The sequence below is a fragment of the Synechococcus sp. R6-7 genome (assembly GCF_047461695.1).
In the GTDB taxonomy this organism is placed as follows: Bacteria; Cyanobacteriota; Cyanobacteriia; order Thermostichales; family Thermostichaceae; genus Thermostichus.
The window spans coordinates 1-23,074 of sequence record NZ_JANSHS010000147.1 but is presented as its reverse complement, the minus strand read 5'-3'; the positions used below and the strand labels follow the sequence as shown (position 1 = coordinate 23,074).

At 59.5% G+C, this 23,074-nt stretch carries 23 protein-coding genes; 11 read left to right on the top strand and 12 right to left on the bottom strand.

Annotated elements, in window-relative coordinates; genetic code table 11:
- Both NW815_RS05085 and NW815_RS05080 read left to right on the top strand, forming a co-directional pair.
- A partial coding sequence (locus NW815_RS05085; RefSeq protein ID WP_414415772.1) for an ATP-binding protein occupies positions 1 to 263 on the top strand: 263 nt, incomplete at its 5' end.
- Between the two features lie 167 nt (positions 264 to 430).
- Positions 431 to 1,513, top strand: coding sequence for an isocitrate/isopropylmalate dehydrogenase family protein (locus NW815_RS05080; RefSeq protein ID WP_414387822.1), 1,083 nt, complete (start codon positions 431 to 433; stop codon positions 1,511 to 1,513).
- A 56-nt stretch (positions 1,514 to 1,569) separates the two neighbouring features.
- On the opposite strand, the gene NW815_RS05075 is transcribed toward NW815_RS05080, so the two are convergent.
- A complete protein-coding gene (locus tag NW815_RS05075) occupies positions 1,570 to 2,496 on the bottom strand; it encodes a D-isomer specific 2-hydroxyacid dehydrogenase family protein (RefSeq protein ID WP_414344679.1) in 927 nt (308 codons plus the stop codon).
- A 336-nt stretch (positions 2,497 to 2,832) separates the two neighbouring features.
- Between NW815_RS05075 and NW815_RS05070 the strand changes: the two genes are divergently transcribed.
- The 4 genes from NW815_RS05070 to queA all read left to right on the top strand — a co-directional run bounded on the left by NW815_RS05070 (position 2,833) and on the right by queA (position 7,782).
- Complete coding sequence (locus NW815_RS05070; RefSeq protein ID WP_414387820.1) at positions 2,833 to 4,044, top strand: phosphodiester glycosidase family protein; 1,212 nt, start codon at positions 2,833 to 2,835, stop codon at positions 4,042 to 4,044.
- A 1,078-nt stretch (positions 4,045 to 5,122) separates the two neighbouring features.
- On the top strand, positions 5,123 to 5,830 hold the full coding sequence (locus NW815_RS05065; protein ID WP_148202730.1) for a cob(I)yrinic acid a,c-diamide adenosyltransferase: 708 nt from the start codon (positions 5,123 to 5,125) through the stop codon (positions 5,828 to 5,830).
- Between the two features lie 123 nt (positions 5,831 to 5,953).
- Entirely contained in the window at positions 5,954 to 6,535 is a 582-nt protein-coding gene (dcd, locus tag NW815_RS05060; RefSeq protein ID WP_011433274.1) for a dCTP deaminase, read from the top strand.
- An 83-nt stretch (positions 6,536 to 6,618) separates the two neighbouring features.
- Entirely contained in the window at positions 6,619 to 7,782 is a 1,164-nt protein-coding gene (queA, locus tag NW815_RS05055) for a tRNA preQ1(34) S-adenosylmethionine ribosyltransferase-isomerase QueA (protein WP_414387819.1), read from the top strand.
- Here the strand turns inward: queA and NW815_RS05050 are convergent.
- The 4 genes from NW815_RS05050 to NW815_RS05035 all read right to left on the bottom strand — a co-directional run bounded on the left by NW815_RS05050 (position 7,779) and on the right by NW815_RS05035 (position 10,515).
- Positions 7,779 to 8,600 carry an HAD family hydrolase gene (locus tag NW815_RS05050; protein WP_414387818.1) on the bottom strand — a complete coding sequence of 274 codons (822 nt, stop codon included), beginning with the start codon at positions 8,598 to 8,600 and terminating at the stop codon, positions 7,779 to 7,781. The genes queA and NW815_RS05050 overlap by 4 nt on opposite strands.
- Positions 8,601 to 8,661: 61 nt before the next feature.
- A complete protein-coding gene (locus NW815_RS05045; RefSeq protein WP_011433271.1) occupies positions 8,662 to 8,931 on the bottom strand; it encodes a hypothetical protein in 270 nt (89 codons plus the stop codon).
- A 12-nt stretch (positions 8,932 to 8,943) separates the two neighbouring features.
- Positions 8,944 to 10,224 carry a beta-ketoacyl-ACP synthase II gene (fabF, locus tag NW815_RS05040; RefSeq protein ID WP_414387817.1) on the bottom strand — a complete coding sequence of 427 codons (1,281 nt, stop codon included), beginning with the start codon at positions 10,222 to 10,224 and terminating at the stop codon, positions 8,944 to 8,946.
- A gap of 45 nt (positions 10,225 to 10,269) precedes the next feature.
- The gene (locus NW815_RS05035; RefSeq protein WP_414343279.1) at positions 10,270 to 10,515 is read right to left on the bottom strand and encodes an acyl carrier protein; all 246 of its coding nucleotides are present in this window, start codon (positions 10,513 to 10,515) and stop codon (positions 10,270 to 10,272) included.
- Positions 10,516 to 10,746: 231 nt separating this feature from the next.
- Here NW815_RS05035 and rpsF point away from each other — a divergent pair, with 231 nt between their 5' ends.
- From rpsF to NW815_RS05015, 4 genes are all read left to right on the top strand, one after another.
- Positions 10,747 to 11,037: a 30S ribosomal protein S6 gene (gene rpsF / locus NW815_RS05030; protein WP_011433268.1), complete on the top strand. Its 291-nt coding sequence runs from the start codon at positions 10,747 to 10,749 to the stop codon at positions 11,035 to 11,037.
- Between the two features lie 73 nt (positions 11,038 to 11,110).
- Positions 11,111 to 11,509: a single-stranded DNA-binding protein gene (locus tag NW815_RS05025; protein WP_414380957.1), complete on the top strand. Its 399-nt coding sequence runs from the start codon at positions 11,111 to 11,113 to the stop codon at positions 11,507 to 11,509.
- A gap of 27 nt (positions 11,510 to 11,536) precedes the next feature.
- A complete protein-coding gene (locus NW815_RS05020; RefSeq protein ID WP_414387815.1) occupies positions 11,537 to 12,235 on the top strand; it encodes a M14 family zinc carboxypeptidase in 699 nt (232 codons plus the stop codon).
- Between the two features lie 95 nt (positions 12,236 to 12,330).
- Positions 12,331 to 12,978, top strand: a complete 648-nt coding sequence (locus NW815_RS05015) for a universal stress protein (protein ID WP_414387813.1) — start codon at positions 12,331 to 12,333, stop codon at positions 12,976 to 12,978.
- 4 nt (positions 12,979 to 12,982) lie between these two features.
- Here the strand turns inward: NW815_RS05015 and NW815_RS05010 are convergent, their stop codons facing one another.
- The 5 genes from NW815_RS05010 to purM form a co-directional block, all read right to left on the bottom strand.
- Positions 12,983 to 14,467: a DUF4340 domain-containing protein gene (locus NW815_RS05010; protein ID WP_414387811.1), complete on the bottom strand. Its 1,485-nt coding sequence runs from the start codon at positions 14,465 to 14,467 to the stop codon at positions 12,983 to 12,985.
- A gap of 18 nt (positions 14,468 to 14,485) precedes the next feature.
- Positions 14,486 to 16,045 (bottom strand): GldG family protein, encoded by a 1,560-nt coding sequence (locus tag NW815_RS05005; RefSeq protein ID WP_414387810.1) that lies wholly within the window; start codon positions 16,043 to 16,045, stop codon positions 14,486 to 14,488.
- Positions 16,046 to 16,092: 47 nt separating this feature from the next.
- A complete protein-coding gene (locus NW815_RS05000) occupies positions 16,093 to 16,878 on the bottom strand; it encodes an ABC transporter permease (RefSeq protein WP_011433262.1) in 786 nt (261 codons plus the stop codon).
- Entirely contained in the window at positions 16,875 to 17,885 is a 1,011-nt protein-coding gene (locus NW815_RS04995) for an ABC transporter ATP-binding protein (protein WP_011433261.1), read from the bottom strand. Before NW815_RS04995 ends, NW815_RS05000 begins: the two co-directional genes overlap by 4 nt.
- A 215-nt stretch (positions 17,886 to 18,100) precedes the next feature.
- Positions 18,101 to 19,165, bottom strand: coding sequence for a phosphoribosylformylglycinamidine cyclo-ligase (gene purM, locus NW815_RS04990; RefSeq protein WP_414387809.1), 1,065 nt, complete (start codon positions 19,163 to 19,165; stop codon positions 18,101 to 18,103).
- A 144-nt stretch (positions 19,166 to 19,309) separates the two neighbouring features.
- Between purM and NW815_RS04985 the strand changes: the two genes are divergently transcribed.
- Entirely contained in the window at positions 19,310 to 20,488 is a 1,179-nt protein-coding gene (locus NW815_RS04985) for a septal ring lytic transglycosylase RlpA family protein (protein WP_414387808.1), read from the top strand.
- Here NW815_RS04985 and NW815_RS04980 read toward each other — a convergent pair whose 3' ends face one another.
- Both NW815_RS04980 and NW815_RS04975 read right to left on the bottom strand, forming a co-directional pair.
- Positions 20,489 to 21,499, bottom strand: coding sequence for a response regulator (locus tag NW815_RS04980; RefSeq protein ID WP_414380964.1), 1,011 nt, complete (start codon positions 21,497 to 21,499; stop codon positions 20,489 to 20,491). It abuts the gene before it with no gap.
- On the bottom strand, positions 21,496 to 23,074 hold a 1,579-nt coding region (locus NW815_RS04975), incomplete at its 5' end, for a sensor histidine kinase (protein WP_414415771.1). The genes NW815_RS04975 and NW815_RS04980, both read right to left, overlap by 4 nt.

Here is a 23,074-nt window from a genome sequence, read left to right as displayed (position 1 = left end):
GCTTTAGCGGTCGGAGTCGGGTAGTTTACGCTCCCTACACCCACTTGGAGCTGAAGATCATCGACGATGGCTGCGGTATGCCGGCGTCCAAGAGTGGGGTGGATCCCGCCCAGCCGTCTGGCCATGGACACGGGTTGCTCAACATGCGCTACCGAGCCGAGTTGATCGGGGCAAGCATTGCTTGGCGTAATCGCCGCTTTGGCAGTGGCACAGTTGTAGAGCTGCGAGTCCCTCTGCCGCCGAGTCCCCGATCTTGCGGCTAGCCCCCCCTTTTCTGAGGTAGCAGACGCAGCATTTTCAGTCTCAACCTGTTCTATAGTCGTTTAAGCTCAAGGGTTCCCGGTTCTCTAACCTGTCTGGTGGAGGGATCCTCTCACGCCGGCAGGACGGAGTTTTTGCGCTGTCGTTGACACTGCGAGGAGAAGCATCTGTGGCCTATCGTGTGACTTTGATCCCTGGGGATGGCATTGGCCCGGAAGTGGCCAAGGCGATGACCACGGTCTTGGAGGCTACTGGGGTTCGGTTCGAATGGATCCCGGTAGAAGCAGGAGTGGAGGTGATCGAGAAATACGGCACCCCCTTGCCGCCCCAGGTGTTGGAGTCCATTCGGGAAACCAAAGTGGCGATCAAAGGGCCGATTGGCACTCCCGTAGGTACTGGCTTTCGTTCGGTCAACGTAGCCATTCGCAAGGAGCTGGATCTCTACGCCAATCTGCGCCCGGCCAAATCCATGCTCGGTGTCAAAAGCCCTTTTCAAGACATTGACCTAGTGGTGGTGCGGGAAAATACTGAAGATCTCTATGCCGGGATCGAGTTTGAACGGGGCACGCCGGAAGCCATCCAAGCGCGGGAGGAAATGATGCGCCTCTCCGGCAAACCCATCCGCGAGGGATCCGCCATTGGCATCAAGCCCATTTCGGACTTCGGCAGCCGCCGCATTGTCAAATTTGCCTTTGAGTACGCCCGCCAGAATGGCCGCAAGAAGGTGACGGCAGTTCACAAAGCCAACATCATGAAGTTCACCGATGGCTTGTTTTTGCAGGTGGCGCGGGAGGTGGCCCAGGAGTACCCCGACATCGAGTTTGAAGATCGCATCGTGGACAACATGTGCATGCAACTGATGCAAAAGCCGCAGCTCTACGATGTGCTGGTGCTCACCAACCTCTATGGGGACATCATTTCCGACTTGTGCGCGGGGATGATCGGCGGGCTGGGGGTGGCGCCAGGAGCCAACATTGGCGACGGCATTGCGGTTTTTGAGGCCATTCACGGCTCTGCTCCCAAATATGCCGGCCAAAACAAAGTCAACCCCTGCGCTCTGATCCTCTCCGGGGCGATGATGCTGCGCTACCTAGGAGAGCGGGAGGCTGCCGCAAGGGTGGAGGCGGCGGTGCAGGCGGTGATCGCCGAGGGCAAGCAGGTCACCTATGACCTGGCCACAGGGGATCCCGTCGGCACTCAGGAAATGGCCAAGGCCATTGCTGCCCGCGTGCAGGAGATGGCTCCGCAGTAGGGTTTGGCGTCAAATGTTCTGATCCCAGGCTCCTCAAAAGGGAGGGACTGGGGGCCTCAGTACCCCAAAGCCAGATCCACCACCCCCAGCAAGGGATCCCCGGCCCGGAAGCGCCGCACATTTTCTCGCACCCGCTTAGAGAGGGCTGGGACAATCATGGCATCGGTAAGAGCAGTGTGGGGGGTAATCAGGCAGTTGGGCAAGCTCCAGAGGGGATGCCCATCCGGTAGGGGCTCGGGATCCGTGACATCCAAGGCGGCCCCGCGAATGACCCCCTGCTGCAGGGCGGCCACCAAGTCGGAGGTCACGATGTGCTTGCCTCGCGCCACATTCACCAGCCAGCACTGGGATCCCATCTGCTCCAACTCAGCTTGGGCGATGATCCCCTCAGTTTCCGGCGTGAGGGCCAAGGCCAAGATCACCACGTCTGCCTCTGCCAACACCGTTTGCCGTTCCGCGAGCGTCACCACCCGCGTGGCCCCCGGCAAGGGATCCGCCTTGCGACGCACCACGTCGATGGAGCACTGAAAAGGCTGCAACAGCTTGATCAACTCTTGGGCGATGCCCCCGGCCCCAAAAATGACCACGCGGCTGCCCCAGAGGCTGGTACCGGAGCCTTCCTGCCACGTTTGGGCCAAGGCGCGGATCTTCAAGTCGCGCAAGCCGGCCAAGGTCAAGGCCAAGGCATGTTCTGCCACCGGTTGAGCATAGACTCCCTTGCCACAAGTCCACACATAAGCGGGATCCAAGACTCCCGCCCGGACAAAAGGCTCTACCCCCGCCCAGGGCAACTGCACCCAGCGGATCCCTTTCCCTTCCGCCAGACAGCACTTCAGGCCGGGCACATCAAAGGCATCGGCCCAGACCAAGGCTTCTGCTTCTGCCAGGGGCACAATTTCGCCACCCCCTGCCAAAACAGCCTCTTTGAGCCAGGGGCGAAGATGGCCGGGTTCGACGGCAATGCGTTTGCCTTGGATGCCCATAGGAACCGTTGGATAAGGCTTTCCCCTTGCCAGGATACTGTCGGCAGAGCGAGAGATGGCATGCACGGGCAGCCGCAAAAACCGGTGATCGAGTGTTAAGGGATCCCAAAGGGATCCTGGGCCACTTCCATAGGATCGCTAGGGTGAAAATTAGGGCTGCTGTGTTGGCTCAATCCTTAAGTAGGTAGCATTCCCCAATGACCCTATCCGAACTGCTGATCTTGGTGACGCTGCTCTTTCCCGGGATCCTGTTGTCGCTCATTGTGATGGGAACCTTTGCCGCAGGGGGATAATCATCTCCCAATGACAATGGTGAAGCCCTAAAGACGTGAAGACATGTCCAAAACCAAGCTGAGCGCCTGGGTCATGGGCTGGGGGTTAGCCTGCACTGCTGCTCTCTTTTTGCCCAGCGTGGCTGCTCAAGCTCAGGTGACCCTCGGTGTGCAGCCGGTGCGGGTGGTGCAAGGGATCCCTTTGTACCAGAAGGAGGTTTGGGTTGGAGACAATCGGATCCCCGTTTCTATCGTGGTCATTTCTCTCGCAGCCGGCCAACTGCGGCCCATCTGGGCTGCACGCGCGGGGCTGGTGGGTCTGGGGGAGCTGTCTTCCTTTGGCCCCGAACAGGGGGCAGTGGCCGCCATTAACGGTGGGTTTTTCAACCGCAACACCCGTCAGCCGCTGGGGGCAATTCGTCGGGATGGCCGTTGGATCTCCAGCCCCATTTTGGGTCGTGGGGTCATCGCCTGGTCGGATGGGACGGCAGGGCAAGAAGGGGGATCCGTGCGCTTTGCCCGTTTGCGGATGCAAGCAGAGCTGCGCAATGCCATTGGGGACCGGATCCCGGTGGTGGGCATCAATACAGGCTATATCCTGCCCGGCATCTCCCAGTTCACCCCCGACTGGGGATCCACCTACACCACCCAAACGGACGACGAAATGCTCGTGATGGTGCGGGAGGATCGGGTGCAAGAGATTCTGATGGCTGGCCTGGCCGGCAGTTTAACGGTACAGATTCCCAGTGAGGGGTATGTATTGGCAGGGCGGGGGCTAGAAGGTGCCCTAGAAGCCCGCAAGCTGGTTCCCGGGGATCGCCTCAGCCTTCATCTGCGCTTGGATCCGCCCGAGCTGGAAGCTTATCCCCACATCCTAGGGGCAGGGCCGCTCTTGCTCTTGGATGGGCAGGTGGTTTTGGATGCCCGATTGGAGGCATTTCAACCCCTCTTTCGCCGGCAGCGAGCCGCCCGCAGTGCCATTGGCCAACTGGACAGCGGACATTTGCTGCTGGTTACCGCCGGCAATGCCCAGGAAAATCAAGGGCTTACCCTGCTGGAGATGGCACAGTTGATGCAGCAATTGGGCTGTCGCCATGCCCTGAACTTGGATGGGGGCAATGCTTCCACCTTGGTGCTGGGGGGAGAAGCCGTCAATTGGGAACACCGACACCCAGAAGCCAGCCCACTCAACAGCGAGACGGATCCCAGTCCATCCCGGCGGCGTACACCCCGAGTTCACAATGGCCTAGGGTTTTTCCCAAGCCCAAGTCGGTGACAGAAAACTTTTGTGCCGGCGGGATGGAGTCTTTTCCCTTTGATCCAGGGATCGAGGGTGGGATCCCCGGACTTCCTGGCTGATTGGAGGAGGGGGCAGGTATTCTCCAGGATTGGATCTACCTTCTCAAGAAAAAGATCTCTCCCCCCGCCAGAGGAAGGACTCGGCTTTGATTGCGCAATGGGATCCCGGCAATCTCAGCACCCAAAGCCCCAGAGCTTTTTCAGGTCAATTTTAAGTGGGATCCAAACTGAACGCCCAATGCTCATTTCTCATAACAGAAATAGAGATTAAATTAAGTAGAAAACATTGGCCTTGAGACCGGTAAGAAAAATGATCAAAGAGGCGATCTCTTGAAGAAGACGACCTCAGAGTATAAAAGGCACGCAATTCTTTACCCTTCTGCTAAATCAGATGCTGGTTTTCAAAAAAGTATTGTCAATAATCCATTTTTTGACGAAGATGATTGACGAATTTATATTTCTTCACTCTCGAGGTTAGAAATTAACTCCTTGGACTTTTGGTTACAATTCTCTCTACTACGAATGTTCGCTAATGTGTAGGCCTACCCGGCTCCCGACCAAATGTATAGTTATTTTAAAAATGACTATCTCTCCTGGTGGACAAGGCTTTTGGGGTAGGTTGGCCCTTGCTCCTCTCTCGTGGGTGGGCTGCTGGTACTGGCATTCCTGTTTGTGAGAGTTAATCTTATTTGGAAGAAATTGATCTTTTTCTCAAATTTTTATAGAGCACCTCTATACTCAAGTGAGATAGCCCCACACACAAGCTTCTGGGCTAGGCCTGAAATTTTATTGAGATCCCCTGTCAAAGCTTTTCAGGTATTGCCTCTTGTGCCAAAAGGCTAGGATGGGCAAGGATTGTATTTTCTATTACTCTATTGGGGATGATTTGTATGCCAGCTAGAAGCAGAACCGACTCATTGACGGATACGCACAGGTGGTGTTTCATGGAATCCATAGCCGACGCTCTCCACCACTTGTAGGCCTTGTAACCTAGGGCCGTGTTCTCTAGCCTGCTCGCGAGATAGAACGTGGTTTGCACTGCTTCTCCAAATCCTATGCCTTCCTCCAAGGATGCCGCTCCTGTAGCCCGCGCCAAACAGCCTGCGGCTCAAGCCAGCCCTGCTGCCGGCGAGCTTTTCCTTCAGCAGAATGGATCCCTCTCCGCCCAGTTGGTTCCCCAGGGATCCCTGCAGCTTTACACCCACCCCAGCCGGGGCATGTTTACGCCCGTCATGGCTCAGGCGATGCGCTTGGCAGGCCAGGGAACGCGGGTGCTGATCGTGCAATTTCTCAAGGGTGGGATCAATCAGGGGCCCGAAAATCGTCTCTCCTTGGGCAGATCCTTAGAGTGGGTTCGCTGTCGCCTGCACCGGTGCATCGATACACCTCACCTAGAGCCTGAGGAGCGGGTGGCATTGGATGAGCTGTGGCAATTTACCCAGGAGGCTGTCAGGAGTGGCCGCTATGACTTGGTGGTGTTGGATGAGCTGAGCTTGGCTGTGAAGTTGGGCCTGATCCCAGAAGCGGAAGTGCTGAGCTTAATCGACCAACGCCCCATCTCCATGGACATGGTGATCACCGGGCCGGAGATGCCGGATTCGTTTCTGGAGCGGGCCGACTTGATCACGCAGCTGCGCCTACGTGGCATCCCAGGCCCAGGGCTCCGCACTGCCGATGGGAATGTTGCCTGTTCTCTGGATCCCCCTCAAGTCAGCGGCACAGGTGCTATGCCTACAGCAGCCCATGTTGCTCCGCACCGCTAGCGCAAACAGTTTCCGCTCCGAAAGACCTAGGCAACACGGGTCGCGTCAGGGGGGCGGAGTCCCAATAAGACTGGAGCTTGTCCACCAGATGTGCCCTCACTCTCCAGGAAGCCGGCTGTAGCCATGTTGAAAAACGACCGCTGGATCTGTGAGCAAGCGCGGCGAGGGATGATCGAGCCGTTCTGCCCTGAGCTGGTGCGCGCTGTTGAATCTCGGCCCGTTTTAAGTTACGGGCTGTCTTCCTACGGCTACGACATCCGCCTGTCGCCGGTGGAGTTCAAGATCTTCCGCCATGTGCCCGGCACAGTGGTGGATCCCAAACGGTTTAACCCCAAGAATCTGGAAGCGGTGGAGCTGCACCACGACGAGATGGGGGATTACTTTATCATCCCGGCCCATTCCTATGGGTTGGGGGTGTCTTTGGAGCGGCTGCAAGTTCCGGATAACATTACCGTGATCTGCATTGGCAAATCTTCCTATGCCAGGGTGGGCCTGATTGCCAACCTGACGCCCGCTGAGGCGGGATGGCGGGGTTATCTCACCCTGGAGTTTTCCAACGCCTCCAGCGCCGACTGCCGTGTGTACGCCAACGAAGGGGTGGTCCAGCTTCTGTTTCTGGAAGGGGATCCCTGCCAAGTGACCTACGCCGACCGCGCTGGCAAGTATCAGGATCAGCCGCAGCAGGTGGTGGTGGCCAAGGTTTAGCTGCTTCCCTCAAAAGGGAGAGGGTTGGCGGGATCCGGTTGGCTATGCTGGATCCACGTAGAACCCCATCTTGATTCATCTCCATGCCTGACTCTTTTTCGCCTGCTGCCGCTCCCCCCGGTGAGGCTGAGCCTTTGGGCGATAGGGAGCCCAATCCGGATCTGCTCACAGCTTCCTACGACTACACCCTCCCTCCAGATCGGATTGCGCAAACGCCGGTGGAGCCCAGGGATCAGGCGCGGATGCTGGTGGTGTACCCGGATAGGCACGAGCATCGCCGCTTCTGCCATCTGCCCGACTACCTGCGGGAGGGGGATCTGCTGGTTCTCAACGATACCAAGGTGATCCCGGCCCGCCTGTTCGGGGCCAAGGAACCCTCCGGGGCGCGGGTCGAAGTGTTGCTGCTGGAGCCTTGCCTGGAAGGGATCCCTGCCGCCGCCCAACCTCTGCCGGATCAGGCGTGGAACTGGCGGGTTTTGGTCAGGCCGGGCAAACGGGTGAAGGTGGGGGATCGGATTGGTTTTTGGAGCAAGGAGGGATCCCCCTCTGGGCTGAGGGCCACCGTTCTGGCTTTGGACCCGGAAACCGGCGGGCGAGTGGTGCAGTTTGAGTGGGAAGGGGCGCAACCTTTTGAGGAAATCCTGGAACAGGTGGGCCGGATCCCGCTGCCTCCCTACATCAAGGCTTCCGGACAGGTTCGCCCTGAAGACTACCAAACCCTCTGGGCCAAACACCCCGGCTCGGTGGCTGCTCCCACGGCAGGGCTGCACTTTACCCAGGAGCTGCTGGAGCGGCTGGCCCAAAAAGGGATCCAAACGGCCTACATCACCCTGAACATCGGCCTGGGTACCTTCCGACCGGTGGAAGCGGAGCGGGTAACCGAGCATCGTCTCCACAGCGAGTGGCTCAAGGTGCCGGCAGAAACGGTGGCAGCCATCCAAAAAGCCCAAGCCCGCGGGGGGCGGGTGATCGCGGTGGGAACGACTGTGGTGCGCTCTTTGGAAACCGCGGCAGCCTCTGGCACCTTGCAGCCTTGGCAGGGGAAAAGCGATCTCTTCATCTACCCCGGCTACTCCTGGCGGGTGGTTCAGGGACTGGTCACCAATTTTCATCTGCCCCGCTCCAGCCTGATGATGCTGGTGGCTGCGCTGATCGGGCGGCAAAGGCTGCTGGATCTCTACCGAGAGGCCGTCGACCAGGGGTATCGCTTCTATTCCTTTGGGGATGGCATGCTCATCTTGCCCTAGGGCTGGGGCTGACCTCCCTGGGATCCCTTGAAGGAACCGGCCTCCGCCTCTCCTTCAACTGGGGTCGAAGGACGGTCTTGGCCGCCGGCAAACCAGTTCTGGATGCGATCCCATTCCACCTGGTGGTAGCCGTCCACCGCCCAATTGGCCCGCCGCTGCAGCATGTGCAGAGGAAAGAAGGTAGCCAGCGCCAGGACTGGGATCCCCGCCGAACGGGCTGCCTGAATGCCGGGGTAGGTGGCTTCAATGCTCAAGCACTCCTGGGCAGGCAATTCCATCCGCTGCAAAAGCAGGCGGTGCAAGTGTCCTGGGGAAAGCATTGGGCCTGCATCATCCCCCGTCACTCGATAGGAGCGCACATCGGTCAACCGCATCAGGGCCGGGCAGCATGGCTGGAAGCGCTCTAGAAAAGCGGCCACCTCGGCTGCCGATTGGCCGCACAGCAGGCCGACCTTCAGTTGCAGCCGCTCCAGCGTCTCCAAAGTTTCCGCCAAACCGGGAATGAGAGGCAATTCCCTCTGCCCCTGCAAAGCTTGCTGGTAGTATAGGGCCTTGCGTTTCAGCAGCTCTTCCAGCTGCTTGGGGTTGAGCACCCGCCCCTGCTCCCCCCACAGAGCCGGCAGGCGCTCTCGATCCGGTCGGCCCAGGTATTGCAGCCGGTAAAGCTCCCGCTGCCCAGGGGATCCCGACTTCGGCCAGCACAGGTTCCAGGGGCGCAGGTTCTCTTCCACCAGCAGTTGGTTGATGGCCTGTAGGTGCAAGTTCTCGTCATCGGCCACCACTCCACTCCAGCTCAAGATCACCCCTTGCAGTCCCATAGGGGGGACATCACCCTCTGCTAACGACCGCAACCCAACTGCATCAAAGCAGATGGCTTGTCTATCCATTTTGGACGCGACGCTCGAACTCTTCCCGAGTGGTGTCCACCAATTGCACTGCCTCTGGATAGAGCTGAGGATGGTTTTGCTTCAGCCAACTGAGCACCCGCGCCAATTGAGCTGCACACAGATCCAAGTCCGCTTGAAAAATAACCGCCGCTGCCATGTGCTGAGCATATTCGGGCGGGTGGCCTTGCTGCGCCAGCTCCGCCGTCAAAGCGGCCAAGGCTTGTTGACGAACTGAGGGCGACGAACTTTCGGGAGAAGACATAGGCCAAGCCTTTCAATCGGGAGAGTAGCGGCGCAAAGCCAGCGTGACGTTGTGCCCACCAAATCCAAAGGCATTGACCAAAGCGGCCTCGACAGCCATCTGCCGCCCCTTGTGGGGTACAAAATCCAGCCCTTCGCACTCGGGATCAGGGTTGTCCAAGTTGAGGGTAGGAGGAACCCAGCCGTGGTGGATGGCCAAAGCTGTGGCCACCGTGGCAATGCCGCCCGCTCCCCCCAACAGGTGGCCGGTCATGGACTTGGTGGCGCTGATGGCCAAACGGGGGGCATGCTCGCCAAAGACCGACTTGATGGCCTGGACCTCGGCGATATCCCCTACAGGGGTGCTGGTGGCATGGGCATTGATGTGTTGCACATCCCCAGGCTGAAGCCCGGCATCCTTGAGGGCCAGCCGCATCGCCCGGGCCGCTCCCTCGCCGCCGGGGGCAGGGTTGGTCATGTGGTGGGCATCGCAGGTGAGGCCATAGCCGACTATCTCCGCATAGATCTTGGCCCCGCGGGCGCGGGCATGCTCCAACTCCTCCAGCACCAGGATCCCTGCTCCTTCCCCCATGACAAAGCCATCCCGATCCCGATCAAAGGGCCTACAGGCTTGCTCCGGGGTGTCGTTGCGGGTGGAAAGGGCCTTCATGGCACTGAACCCCGCCATGGACAAAGGGGTGACCGCCGCTTCCGTGCCACCTGTAATCGCCGCTTGCACCTCTCCCCTCTGGATGAGCCGAAAGGCATCGCCAATGGCGTTGGAGCCAGAGGCACAGGCCGTAACTGTGCAGGAATTGGGGCCTTTGGCGCCAAAATGAATGGCCAGGTGACCCGCAGCCATATTGGCGATCATCATGGGCACCATGAAGGGGCTACAGCGATCCGGCCCTTTCTGCAGATAGATGGTCTGCTGCTCTTCCAAGACGCGGATGCCGCCGATGCCGGTGCCCAAGATCACCCCCACTTGCTCAGCGTTGAGAGCGGTGATACGAAAGTCAGCGTCCTCCAAGGCTTGCCGGGTGGCCGCCATCGCCAGGTGCACAAAGCGGTCGGTGCGCTTGACATCCTTGCGATCCAAATAGTCGAGGGGATCAAATCCCTTCACCTCTCCGGCAATACGGCAATCGTGGCGGGAGGCATCAAAATGGGTAATCGGCCCAATGCCGCAGCGCCCTGCCAGCAGGCTCTGCCAAAACTCGGCAGGAGAGTTGCCGATGGGGGTGACCGCGCCCAGCCCCGTAATCACAACGCGGCGGGTTGGTCTGTAAGCAGTGGCGGGATCTGTGGTAGCCATCGTCCGGTGTTAGCCCGGGGGTATAGAGTCAGAACTGGGGGCAGACTAGGCAGCTTTCTTCGAGAGGATGTAGTTGACAGCGTCTTGCACGGTGGCGATCCTTTCTGCATCTTCATCGGGGATCTCCAGGTCGAATTCCTCTTCAAAAGCCATGACCAGCTCCACCGTATCAAGGCTGTCGGCCCCCAGGTCGTTCTGGAAATTGGCTTCTGGGGTCACTTTGTCATCTTCCACGCCCAGTTGATCGGACACGATCTTACGAACACGGCTGTAAACTTCGTCTGCGCTCATGCTTGGAATCCCAACTCTCGATTCAGCGTGTCTTGGCCGGGCCAACCAGCGGCCAATGAAGCAATCCCTATTGTATCGGACAATGGATTCCCTCTTGTGAGCAGCCTCACCTGCATTGGCTGCTGCGGCCAGGGTATGGGAATTGGGCGGCAGCCTTTTCGGTTGTGGGAAAGAAAAGCTAGTATAGTCCACTGCGTCTCTACCACTGGATTCTAAGGAGAACTTGCTTCCATGCCCCGCGCTTACGAAACGATGCTGATTGTGCGTCCTGATCTGTCAGATGAACCCCTCGAACAACTGCTCAGCAGTCAGGAGGCAATCCTGCGAGAGAACGGAGTAACCCACGTGGAGATTACCAATAGGGGCAAGCGCCGCTTTGCCGGGTTTGAGATGAAAAAGTTCAAGGAGGGTCTGTACATCCAGTTCAACTACGAAGCCGAACCCAATGCGGTGGCTGCCTGGGAGAAAAACCTGCGCATCAACGAGAGTGTGCTGCGCCACATGACTCTCCGCGTCGGCTAGGTTTGACGGCATCCTGGCCTGCGGGCATGATGGAAGTGCCCTGAGCTGCCCCTTATCCCTGGATGGCTCCGTTATGAACTCGATTGTGTTGATGGGCGAGGTTCTGTCTGAGCCAGAGCTGCGCTACACCCCTGATAACTTAGCTGTTGCGTCCTTGGTGATCGGCTTTCCCAGCCTGCGCCCGGATGAGCCGCCCTATCGCGTGCGCGTTTCCTCTTTTGGAGAACTGGCCAAAAGGGTGGTGGACACCTGCCATGTGGGCGACCAAATCACAGTGGAAGGCCAACTGCACATGAATGTGGTGGAGCGAGATGGGCGCAAGGAAAAGCTGGCCGAGATCACCGCGCGCCGTGTCCATCAGCTGGGATCCGCTCGCGTCCTCTCTCTGACGGGGATGGGTGAACCGGCAACTGGGGAATCCTCTGAAGGGGATGTCCCTTCCCCACCAGATCCCAACGATATCCCGTTCTAGAGGTTGTGAGATTTGTCGGGATCCCCCATGTCTCAAAAACTTGGCGAACCCTTGGGATCCCTGCGGGTCATCGGCTACTCGGTGCAGGGGCGTCCCATTCACCTTTGGCAGCTCACCCAAGGGATCCGCTCCTTGCTGCTGATCGGCGGAGTACACGGGGACGAGGTGGAAGGATACACTCTGATCGAGCGCTATGTGGCCTCGGGGAAATGGGGATCCCTGGCCGGGAAAGCGACCTTGTGGGCAATCCCTCGCTTGAACCCGGATGGCTGTGCCCTGGGGCAACGTCTCAATGCCAACGGTGTGGATCTCAACCGCAATCTGCCCACCCAAGATTGGATCCCGGCCTCTTTGGAAGCTCGCTATCCGCCCGGAGCAGCCCCAGGCTCCGAGCCCGAGACGCAGGCGTTGTTGGGGGGCTTGGCCCAGATGCGGCCCCAATTTATCCTTTCTGCCCACTCCTGTCAGGCACACCCCTGTGTGAACTACAACGGCCCTGCCCTTGAGCTGGCCCAGGTGATGGCCGCTTGCAACGGCTTGCCCATTACCGCCGACATTGGCTACCCTACCCCTGGTTCTCTGGGCACTTGGGCAGGGCAGGAACGGCACATCCCAACCCTAACGCTGGAAATCCTGCGGGGCACTCCCCTCGATCAAGTCTGGCAAGAGCAGGCCGAGGCGCTGCAGGCGGTGTTGGAGTGGGCAGCCCAAGGCGATGCCTTCTGACCGGTGTCAAGATCTCTGAACTTTCGTTGCCAATCTGCCTAGTTCGTTCAAGATATCTGGGGTTTTCTCGCCCAAATCTTCTACAACACAGATAGGTGGGGCAGAGCAGAGGGGAGCTTGGAGTCGAGGGAAAAGGGGTCAGAGGTCAACCCCGAAGTCACGCTGCTTCTGCCTTGTGCCCCGCTGTTAGCCATCTGGAGGAAGCCGATATGTTCAGCAGGATTTTGGTGGCAGTGGATCGGTCGGAGCTGAGCCAGGGAGTATTTCAAAAGGCCGTCCAAGTGGCCAAGGCCATGCAGGCCCAGATGATGATTCTCCATGTTCTGTCTCAGGAAGAGCCGGGCGCCCCAGAGCCGCCGATGATCCTGGGGGTAGATTACAGCTCCACCATCAGCGCCGAGCTGTGGCAGTCCTATCGGGAGCAATGTGCCATCTTCGAGCAAAACCAGATGGACTACCTGCGCTCGCTGGTGGAGAAAGCGGCTGAGCACGGGATCCGTGCTGAGTACAGCCTCAACTACGGCAACCCCGGTCGGGTCATCTGCGATCTGGCCCGCTCTTGGGATGCGGACTTGGTGGTGGTGGGCCGCCGCGGCCACTCCGGCCTGAGCGAGCTGTTTCTGGGCAGCGTCAGCAACTACGTGCTGCACCGCGCCCCCTGCTCGGTGTTGACGATACAAGGGGAAGCCCTGAAAAAAGCAACCCAAACCGCGGAGGAGAAGACAGCTACCTCTGCTGGCTAAGGCTCTAGGAACTCGGGGGCGAGGGGGTGGAAGGCGGTTGCGTGAGTGGGGCGGAGTCCTTGCTCTCCGGCTGGCCTTCCAAGAGGCGATTCACTTCGGTTTCCAGGCTGTTGAAGGTGCTCAGCTCGATCACGGCAATGTCCGGCTGGCGGCTGCTTTGCACATAGGCCCGCAAGCCAGAGGAGGCCAAGCTCAGGGCCAAGGGATCCTGCTCGGCGTCGGGTTTGGGCTCAAAGGTCAGCCGTAGGTCGGGCTCAGACAACACCCTTTGGGCTTCCGCGTCGGCCTGTTCCACAAACTCCTTGGCGCGGGCAGCATTTAGGCTGGAGAACAGAGAGCCGAGATCCACAGGCTGGCCCGGTTGCTCCGGGTTTTCCCAGCGCAGCTCCAGGGATCCCTTCTCCTGCGGCAGAGGGTTAAGGGTAACCCGCTCCCCCAGCGACTCCAGGGTCACTTGACCTACCTGGTTGGGATTGAGGCGGGCAATGCGGTGATCCCGCAGCTCTTCCAAGTCAGAGCGGAGAATATCGGCGGTGCTGGTGAGCAGGGTGGCCACTGCCGGGTGCTCAGAGGTGATGACGTACACCTGGCCATCTTTCTCCGATCCCAAAGCGACGTTCAGGGTTTTGCCCTCCTCCAGCTCTACCGTCAGGCGGGCGGAAGGCTGCTCCAAGCCATAGGGGGCGAGCTCGTCTTTGGTCTCGGCGGGGAACTCCACGGCTTGCAGGCGAGACAAAGTATTGAGCAGACGATCGACGTTGAGGTCATCGGCAGGCAGCTCGCGGGGCTGGACAATCTGCCAAGTAAAGTGCTCCGCACCGCTGGCGCGAACGTCTTGCCGCTGCAGGCGAACAACTTCCGGCTCCGCCTCTGCCAACTGCACTTGCAGGGCTTTCACCTCGGCTGTATCAAACCGAAGCAAGGTTTTGTCCCGCAAAGCCAAGAGAGAGGGCAACAGGGATCCCTTCTGGGCACTGCTTAGAAGCACCACCTGTCCCCCTTCGGGCTGGGCGTAGAAGCCAGAGCCGTCGAAGTTGTCGTTGCCGATGGCTAGGCGGTAGGGATCCCCTTCTTTGGGGAAAAGGGCAATTTGGTGTCGCGGCTGATCCAGGCCAAAAGCGGCTAGGTCGGTGGCCCCCTCTAGGGTGATTTGGGGAGTGAGGCGGGAGAAGGTGTTGAGCAACTGCTCAATGGGGAAGTCCAGCGCCGCCGACTGGATGGGACTGACAATCCGCCAGCGGGATCCCTCTTCTTCCGGAGTGCGCTCCAAAAGGATTTCCAAGTGCTCCGCACCGCTGCCGCGAACGGGTTCCCCCTCTTTCTGTTGGCGGATTTCAATGCGGGCGATGGTGTCGGTGGCAAAGTGGAACAGCCGCGCTCGCTCCGCCTGTTGCTCCTGGCGCAGTTGCTGGATGTTGTCCAAGAGGAAGTAGCCCAGCAAACAGGCCACCGCCAAACCCAGGAGAATCCAGGTGGTTCGCTTGAACATGCCTGCTTTCCTCCAGCTCTACCGTCTTTGCCACCACAGGGCAGCTCCGGAACCCAGGGCCGCCAAGGGCAAAAGGACCGTTGATCCCAGCACCAGCCAGCGGAAGTTTTGACCGGTCAGGGTGAGACGGCGATCCGTGATGGATTTGGGGCGGATGGAGATCTGCTCCGTTTGCTCAGTCAGCCAGTTGAGGGTGTTCAAGAAGAGATCCCGGTTGCCCTGCTGCCGCAAGTTGCCGTTGAGGGCGAAGTTGACATTGCCGATCACCACCAGGCGGGCCTCCTGCGGGGATCCTGTGTCGGCCTGGTCGGCGTCCAAACGGCGTGTTAAAGCAACACCCAAGGTGAGGGGGCCGGGCTTGTCCTGCTCCGGATCGAATTGCAAGGGGCCACGTTCCAGCTCAGGACTGGTCTCCCCCCAACTTTGCGGGCCGGTGCGCAGCAAGGGCGCGGCTTGGATCCCTTCGCGGGCTTCGGTTTCCACAGAGCGGGCCAGGGGGAACAGGGTCATTAGCCGCTGGGCCGCCAAGGGGGCGGTGATGGGGTGATCCCCGTAGGTAGTAACCAGGGCAACCGCCGGCCCTGTCCCCAACAGTTGGCTGACGCTGCTCACCTCAATGAGGATGTCATCCCCCAAGACCACGCCCCACTCTTCCAGCAAGGGATCCAGGCCAGCCTCCACCCGCGGCCCGATCAGCAACAGCAGCCGTCCGCCTTTCGCCAGATAATCCTGCAGTTTCTCCACCTCGCCGGGGAACAAAGCCCGCTGTGGCCCCGCCAGCACCAGGACATCCGCCTCTTCTGGGATCCCCGATTGCACCAAGTTGAGGGGCTCTACCCGATAGCCTTCCTGACCCAGGGCTGCCGCCGCCTGGGCCAGAGTTGGAGTACCTTCCCTCGCTTCCAGCCCCACTTCCCCGTGCCCTTGCACGAAATAGGCCAGCAACTCCCCTCGGTTGACCACTTTGGACAGGACGGGGGTCAGTTTGCTCTCCAGATCAGGGGCAGGGGGCTGAGGCAGTTGTTGCCGGCTTTCTCCGGCCTCCACCACCAGGGTGTTGTTCTGGGTCACCTGCAGCCGCTGAATGGTCAGGGGATCCCGGTTGGGATCCACAAACTCAAACTGGAAGCGGTTGGGGTTGAGGCGGCGATAGCGCTCCAGTTGTTCCCGCAAGTTGGGATCCGGCGCCGTGGTTGCCACCCAAACTTTGACCGGCTGCGCCAATCCCTGCACCAATTGCCGGGTTTGGGGCGACAGGGTAAACAGACCCTCCTCAGTGAGATCCAGCCGCAGGTCGTAGCGCACCGCCACCACATTCACCAGCACCAGAATGACGGCCATCGCCGCCGCCGCCACCAGGATGTTGGCGTTGGTCTGGGTGGAACGCAAACCGAGGAAGACCCCCACCTCCTGCCGGTGGGTGATGCCCCAAGCCACCAGCAGGGCCAAACCTGTTGCCAGCATGCTCAGGGGCACAGCCGTCCAACCGGTAAAGGCGGATCCCACCACCAGGCCAATGGCGATGACGCCGATGCCCAGGATCCCTGTCCAGTCCTTTAACGCGCGCCAGTCCTTCATAATGCTCCGCACCGCTGCCGCAAACACCACACTCCTCCCATCTGACCCTAGCTCTGTTGCCAGCGCAGGCTTTCCACCGATTGCACCGTGGCAAACAGCCCCAGGACGATGATGCTCAAGAAAAGAATGAGGCTGCTGCTGCTGAGGATCCCTTGCACCCAGTTGCTATATTGCTGCAGCAAAGACACATGCCGCAGCGTTGCAGCAATCCAGTTTTCCTCCTGGCCGGCTGCCGCGTCGATCACCCAGAGCAACAAAATCAAGCCAAAGGTGGCCACTGCTGCGATGAGGGTGCTGTCTGTCAGAGAAGAGATAAACAACCCCAAGGCCATAACGCTACCCGCCAGCAGGGTTAGGCCCACATAACCCATCAGGGTCAGGCGGTAGTCCACTGCCGGGTTGGCGCTGCTCAGCACCAGCACATGGTAGACCAGCGGCGGCAGCAGCAGCGTGATGAAAAACACCCAGACCGCCAACCATTTGCCCAGGGCCACCTCCAAGTTGGTGATGGGAGAAGTAGCCAGCAGCTCCATCGTGCCTCGCCGCCGCTCCTCGGCATAGGAGCTCATGGTGAAGATGGGCAATAGAAATAAGGAGAGGGTGCCCAAGAGGTTGAGAAACTGCTGTGACAGGATGGTGGCCGCGTCGAAATTGTTCTCCTGGCCGAACTGGGCGAAAAGATCCACCTGCTGAGAAAAGCTGATCACCCGCACCAGAATATTAAAGAAGAAAAACCCCGCCAGTCCCCAAAACACCGCGGCCACCACATAGGCAATGGGGGAGGTGAAGTAGCCGCGCAGCTCTTTGCGAAAAATGGCAACCACTCCGTTCATGCCGCTTCCTCCAGTAGGCCCTCGGATCCCTCTTGCGTAGTGAGCTGCAGGAAAATCTCTTCCAAAGAAGCCTGCGGGCGGCCTATCTCGTAGAGGTCGATCCCTGCCTGCACCAGCACCCTGGCCACCTCCGGGATCCAGCCGTCCGCGGCAGCGTTGCTCTTGAGCTGCACCTGCCAGCGGGAGAGATCCGCCGCCAAGGGCTGTAGGCTCACCACCTCCACTTGGGGCAAAGGCTGCAGGGCCGTCCGGATGGCCATTGCCTCGGTTGCCCCCACCACCAGCTTTGCCTGCTGCCGATCCTGGAGCTGGGCTGTCAGCTCGGCAGGCGTGCCAATGGCCGCCACCTGGCCGCGGTTGATGATCACCACTCGGTCGCAGGTCATGCTCACCTCGGGCAGGATGTGGGTGGAGAGGATGATGGTGTGCTCCCCCGCCAGGCTCTTGATGAGCTTGCGCACCTCGATAATCTGCTTGGGATCCAAGCCGATGGTGGGCTCATCCAGGATGATCACCGGCGGGTCGTGAACCAGAGCTTGGGCGATGCCCACCCGCTGCTTAAACCCCTTGGAGAGCTTGCGGATGAGGGTGTGGCGCTTTTCTTCCAGGCTGCACCGCCGGATCGCCTCGTCCACCCGCCTGGGCCGATCGCCAGCGCTGACCCGCTTGATCTGGGCCACAAAGTGCAGGTACGCCTCCACCGTCATGTCGGGGTAGAGGGGTGGGTTTTCCGGCAGATAGCCAATGCGCTGCCGCACCGCCATCGAGTTTTCGTGAACATCAAACCCGGCCACCCGCGCCGTCCCCTCGCTGGCAGGCAGATACCCCGCCAAAATGCGCATGGAAGTGGTCTTGCCAGCCCCATTCGGCCCCAAAAAACCCATGATCTCGCCGGCGTTCACCTGGAAGGAAACATCGCGGATGGCAGTGAAGCTGCCGTAGGTTTTGCTCAGATGCTCAACTTCGATGGCACCCGCGGTTGCACGAGCAGTGGGTAAACCTGTCATCAGCAACTCCTAACCTAGAGGGTCAGCAGCGATTAGCAAACGGTCCAAGGCCGAGTTACCCCTATTCCCAAAGAGGACAAATGTCGGGAAGCAGGCTCGGGCAAGAAGGCGGGCAACAGCGCTGAGGCCACATGCCAACTTAGCATAGCGACGGCGAGGATGAGTCGAGGGAACTGGGATCCCTTTCCCCCTTTTGGTGGGGATCCATCGGTTGGCTAGTCGGCAGGGCTTGTGAGGGATCCCCACTGTTCCAGTCCCAGAACGCGGCTTTCCCCTGGACAGGCCGCCACCACCTCCCCAATGGGGAAGGCTTCGGGGAGCAGGGATCTCACCTGATTTTCCGCCTCAGGGGGGATCACCAGCACATAGCCCACCCCCAGGTTGAAGGTGCGGAACATCTCCAAGGTCTCCACCTGGCCCTGCTCTTGGAGCCAGAGAAACTCCTGTGGGATGGGCCAGCTATGGGGCTGCAGCCGCGCCGCCTGGTTGGGGGCCAAACAGCGGGGCAAGTTTTCCGGGATCCCGCCGCCAGTGATGTGGGCCATGCCGTGGATGGCGATCCCTGCTGCCTGCAGCCGCTGCACCGCCTGCACGTAGATGCGGGTGGGGGTGAGGAATACTTCCGCCAAAGGCCGATCCCAGCCAGGAGGCCGGTGATCCCAGCGCCAACCCCGGTCGGCCACAATCCGCCGCACCAAGCTGTAGCCGTTGCTGTGTAGGCCGCTGCTGGGCAAAGCCAACAACCGATCCCCAAGCTGTACCCGCGACCCATCCAGAATGGCCGCCTTCTCCACAATTCCCACACAAAACCCGGCCAGGTCGTACTTCCCAGGGGGATAAAACCCCGGCATCTCCGCCGTTTCCCCGCCCAGCAGTTGGCAGCCCGCTTCCTGGCAGCCTGCCAAGATGCCATCGATCACCTGCCACAGGGCTTCTGGCTCCAGCTTGCCAGTGGCCACATAGTCCAAGAAAAACAGCGGCCGGGCCCCCACCGTCAGCACATCGTTGGCACACATCGCCACCAGATCGACGCCCACCCCCTGGTGCTGACCCCACTGCTGGGCAATGTCCAGCTTTGTCCCCACCCCATCGGTGCCCGCCACCAACACCGGCGCTTGATACCCTGTCGGCAGCTCAAACAGGCCGGCAAAGCCGCCGATGCCACCCAAGGTTTCTGAAGAACCTGAAGACGGAACTTGAATCCGTTCAACGCGCTCGCGGATCCCCCTGACAAAGGCCTGGCCCAGATCGATGTCAACCCCTGCTGAGCGGTAGTCCAAGATGCCGAAACCCCTTATGCTATCAAGACTTGGGCTTTTGTGCCCGACTGTGCAAACTGGTCAACTCAGAAACCTATGGTACATTAACTTCTGTTTTAACCGTCGCCTTGGAAGTTGTACAGGATTGGAGAGGAGCGCGGCCTCATGCGAAATTGGAAACAGCTTGGACAGGGACTGGATCCCGCCCGCAAAATGGGCTTGGTCAGCTGTCTCTGTGTCACGGCTTTGGGCTTGCCGGTAGGCATGTTGGGCGGCTTGACTTCGCGAGCACAAGCCTCGACGCGAACCGGATCCCCCAACACCCGAGCAGCGGAGCTGTCATCTGACTCCCAATTGCCCTCCCCGGCCACCGACCTCGTTCCCCCTTCCCAACCCGCCACTGCTGCCGCAGCCCCAGTCAGAACGCTGCCGAGAATTCCCCAAACCTCTATCTCCGACCACAAAGGTCTTGCCCCTGCCAAACTGGGTACCCTGAACTTGGATCATCCCTTGAACCGATCTCGCCAGGCGATCCTGCCCCGTCGAGCAGAAGAACCCATTCTCAAGATCGGCGAACAACAGCAGCACACCAACCAGCCCATCTCCACCCTCTACGACTATCAGATGGACGGGCAACAGGTGGTTACTGTCTATGTGCGGGATCTGCCCATTGTCAGTTTTGTCGAGCACCCTGGGCTAGAACCACCGCTGATGCGGGCCAGCACCCTTGTGGCCCAGCTCAACCAAATGGCCCAGGGATCCCTGAAAGACACCACCATCACCCTAGGTTGGGCAGGTTTGGAATTGGCCGAACAAGGCTTGGGTGTTCCTCTCTATACCATTCGGGCCAACAGCGAGGAATTGCTGCGCATCGACGATGGAGTGCTGTTGATCGACAACCAGCGCCCGGTGGATGTGGCTGTTTTGGCCGCCAACCGTCTGCGCCGTCTGCTGCTCGATGCCCCGCCCATTTCAGCTCCGGCCCTGCCTCAACCGGCTGCTCTGACCGCCAAAGCCGCTGTTGCAGGTTCCAAGCCGAAAACAGCCCCTCAACAGGAACCCGCCCCTGTCCGCGTGGTTGGGCCTGTGCAAGAGGGCATTGCTTCTTGGTATGACCTGCACCCAACCCGCCATGAGATGACGGCTGCCCACCCCACCCTGCCCTTTGGCACCGAGGTACGGGTGACCAACCTGAAAAACGGACGCCAGGCTGTCGTGCGCATCAACGATCGCGGCCCTTTTATTCCCGGTCGGATCATCGACCTTTCCCTGCGGGCGGCAGAGGTGTTGGGGATGGTGCGCTCAGGGCTGGCGCCTGTGCGGGTGGAAGTGGTGCAACGCTAGCTAGGGCACGGGTGAAAAGCGCTTGGAATCGGGGGAATAGCGCCAAGAAATGCCCTCGGGATCCCGGCTGCGGCTCCACTCCGGAAACCCGGTTTTGAATTTCCAATAGGTAATGGCGGAAACCACCACCCCCAACCGTTCCGCCAACTGAGTCTGGTTAAGGGGGCGCAGCGGTGCCCGTGGCGCCGTAACGGCGGTGGGGCTGGGTGTGGGGGCAGAGCCTGCCGACTCTTGGGGGGCCGTGGCTGCAGGGGTGGGCGCTTCCTCCTCCAACCGGTGACTACGGCTGGGCTCCTGGGGACGCAGCAGGCTGAACTGGCTCAACAGGCCGACATTTTCCAGGTTTAAAAGATTTTCCAGGTTAGAGGTTTGGTGGATCAGCTCCAGCTCACGGCGAAACTCATCCTCCAGCACCTGCAGATAGTGCTCCCGCTTCTGCTCCGACTCGGCATCCTTGAGCAGACCCAAGGCAAAGCTGAGGTTCGAGAGGGGCTCGCTCAGATCCTGCAAGAATTTCTTGAACAGAGTGCCCTTCACCTCCGAGAACTGCTGCAGCTGCTGCAGTTTTTGCCGCAGCTCTTCGATTCTTTTTTCTTCCAGCTTGCGGTTCTCGAGGCTCTGGCGGTGGTTGTGCAGGGCAATTTCGATGGTGGTGTAGAGTTCCCGCTCTTTGAAGGGTTTGATGATGTAGCCAAAGGGTCGGGTCTCTTTGACGCGGGAGAGCGTGTCCTCATCGGCGTAGGCCGTCAGATGCACCACCGGAATGTTGAAGCGCTCGGTGATCCGCTTGGCGGCTTCTATACCATCGATATCGCCTTTTAAGACGATATCCATCAAGACCAAGTCCACCGGCATCTCTTCCAGCCTTCGGATTGCTTCTTCCCCGGAAGAAGCAATGGCGGGCACAGCGTAGCCGAATTTTTTCAGAACGTTGGCAATGTCCTTGGCGATGATCTTCTCGTCTTCGACGACCAGGATACTGCCTTTGACAAGGGGTGGAACTCTCTTCAAGGCTCGCTCCTCGGAAAGGTAATGATGAAGGTGGTACCCGGTTTGCTCCTCAATTGTATCTTGCCCTGTAGCTGATCGGTGAGGGTTGCAACCAGTTGTAAACCCAGAGATTGAGTTTCCTTGAAGTCAAAGTTCGGGGGCAAGCCAACGCCATTGTCGGAGACTCGCAACTGAGTATATTTGCGGGTTTGGCTGAAATGAATCTCTATCTCCCCGCTGCGGCCCTTCGGGAAGGCATACTTGAGGCTGTTGGTCACCAACTCGTTGATGATCAGGCCACACAAGACCGCATCGTCCAGGTTGAGGCGGATCCCTTCGGCGCGGATGTTGGCGCGAATGCTCTCGGGGTTTACCCCGTAAGAGTGAAAGAGGTTGGAGATCAAATTGTGTAGGTACTGCTTGAGATCCACAGCGGCCAGATTGTTGGATTGGTACAAACCTTCGTGGATCAAAGACATGGCTTGAATACGGCTGCCGGCATCCTTAAAAACGCGGGCGTACTTGCGGCTTTTGATTTGGTCAGCTTGGAGCCGCAGCAGGCTGGAGATGATTTGCAGGTTGTTTTTGACGCGGTGGTGAATCTCCCGCAGCAGGACTTCTTTTTCCTGAAGGGCAGCTTGGATCTGCAGCTTTGCCCGTTTTTCTTCGGTAATGTCTTCGCAAATGCCGATGATGAAGAGGTTTTTGCCCTCGGGATCCCGGACTGCAGAGACCGCCAGGCGGCACCAAACCACCTTTCCGTTGCGGTGGATGTAGCGTTTTTCCAGATGGTAGCGATCCCGTTGGCCGTTCAAAACCTCCTGGAAGAGTTGCCAATCTTCCTGAATGTCCTCGGGATGGGTGAGGTCGCAGAAGCTCATGTGGGTCAGTTCGGCAGCGCTATAGCCCAAGATCTCTTCCAGAGCGGGGTTCACTTTTAGGTAATGGCCCCGATGATCGACGATGGAAATGCCCAGGGCTGACTGCTGGAAGATGCCCCGTAAACTCAGCTCACTTTGGCGAAGGGCTGCCTCGGCTTGCTTGCGCTCGGTAATGTCCAAAATCTGGCTTAGAAAGTAGCTGGGATCCCCTTGGGCCGTGCGCACCAGGGTGATGCGAAGAATGGCATAGACTATTTGGCCGTTCTTGTGGATGTAGCGTTGTTCCTGTTCGCACTGATGCACCTGGCCGGCCAGCAGGCGGTTGCTGTTTTCCAGAGTGGTGGCGATGTCGTCGGGATGGGTGATGTCGAGGACGGTTTTCCCTTTGAGATCCTCCAGGGTGTAGCCCAGGGTTTCGGTAAAAGCGGCGTTGATTTGCAAATAGGTGCCATCCACGTGGGTCATGGCCTTGGCAATGGGGGCCCATTCAAAGGATTGGCGGAAGCGTTCTTCACTTTCTTTGAGGGCAATTTCTGCCTCCACGCGGGCGCTGATGTCGATCACCTGGTTGAGAAACTGGGTGGGCTGTCCTTCCTCGTCGGTGAGCAGGGTGGCCTGAAACAGCACATGAACAACCTGGCCGGAACGGTGGGTGTAGCGAATCTGGCGCTGGCTGACGGAGACCTTCCCCGCCAACAAAGCCTCATTGGCCCCC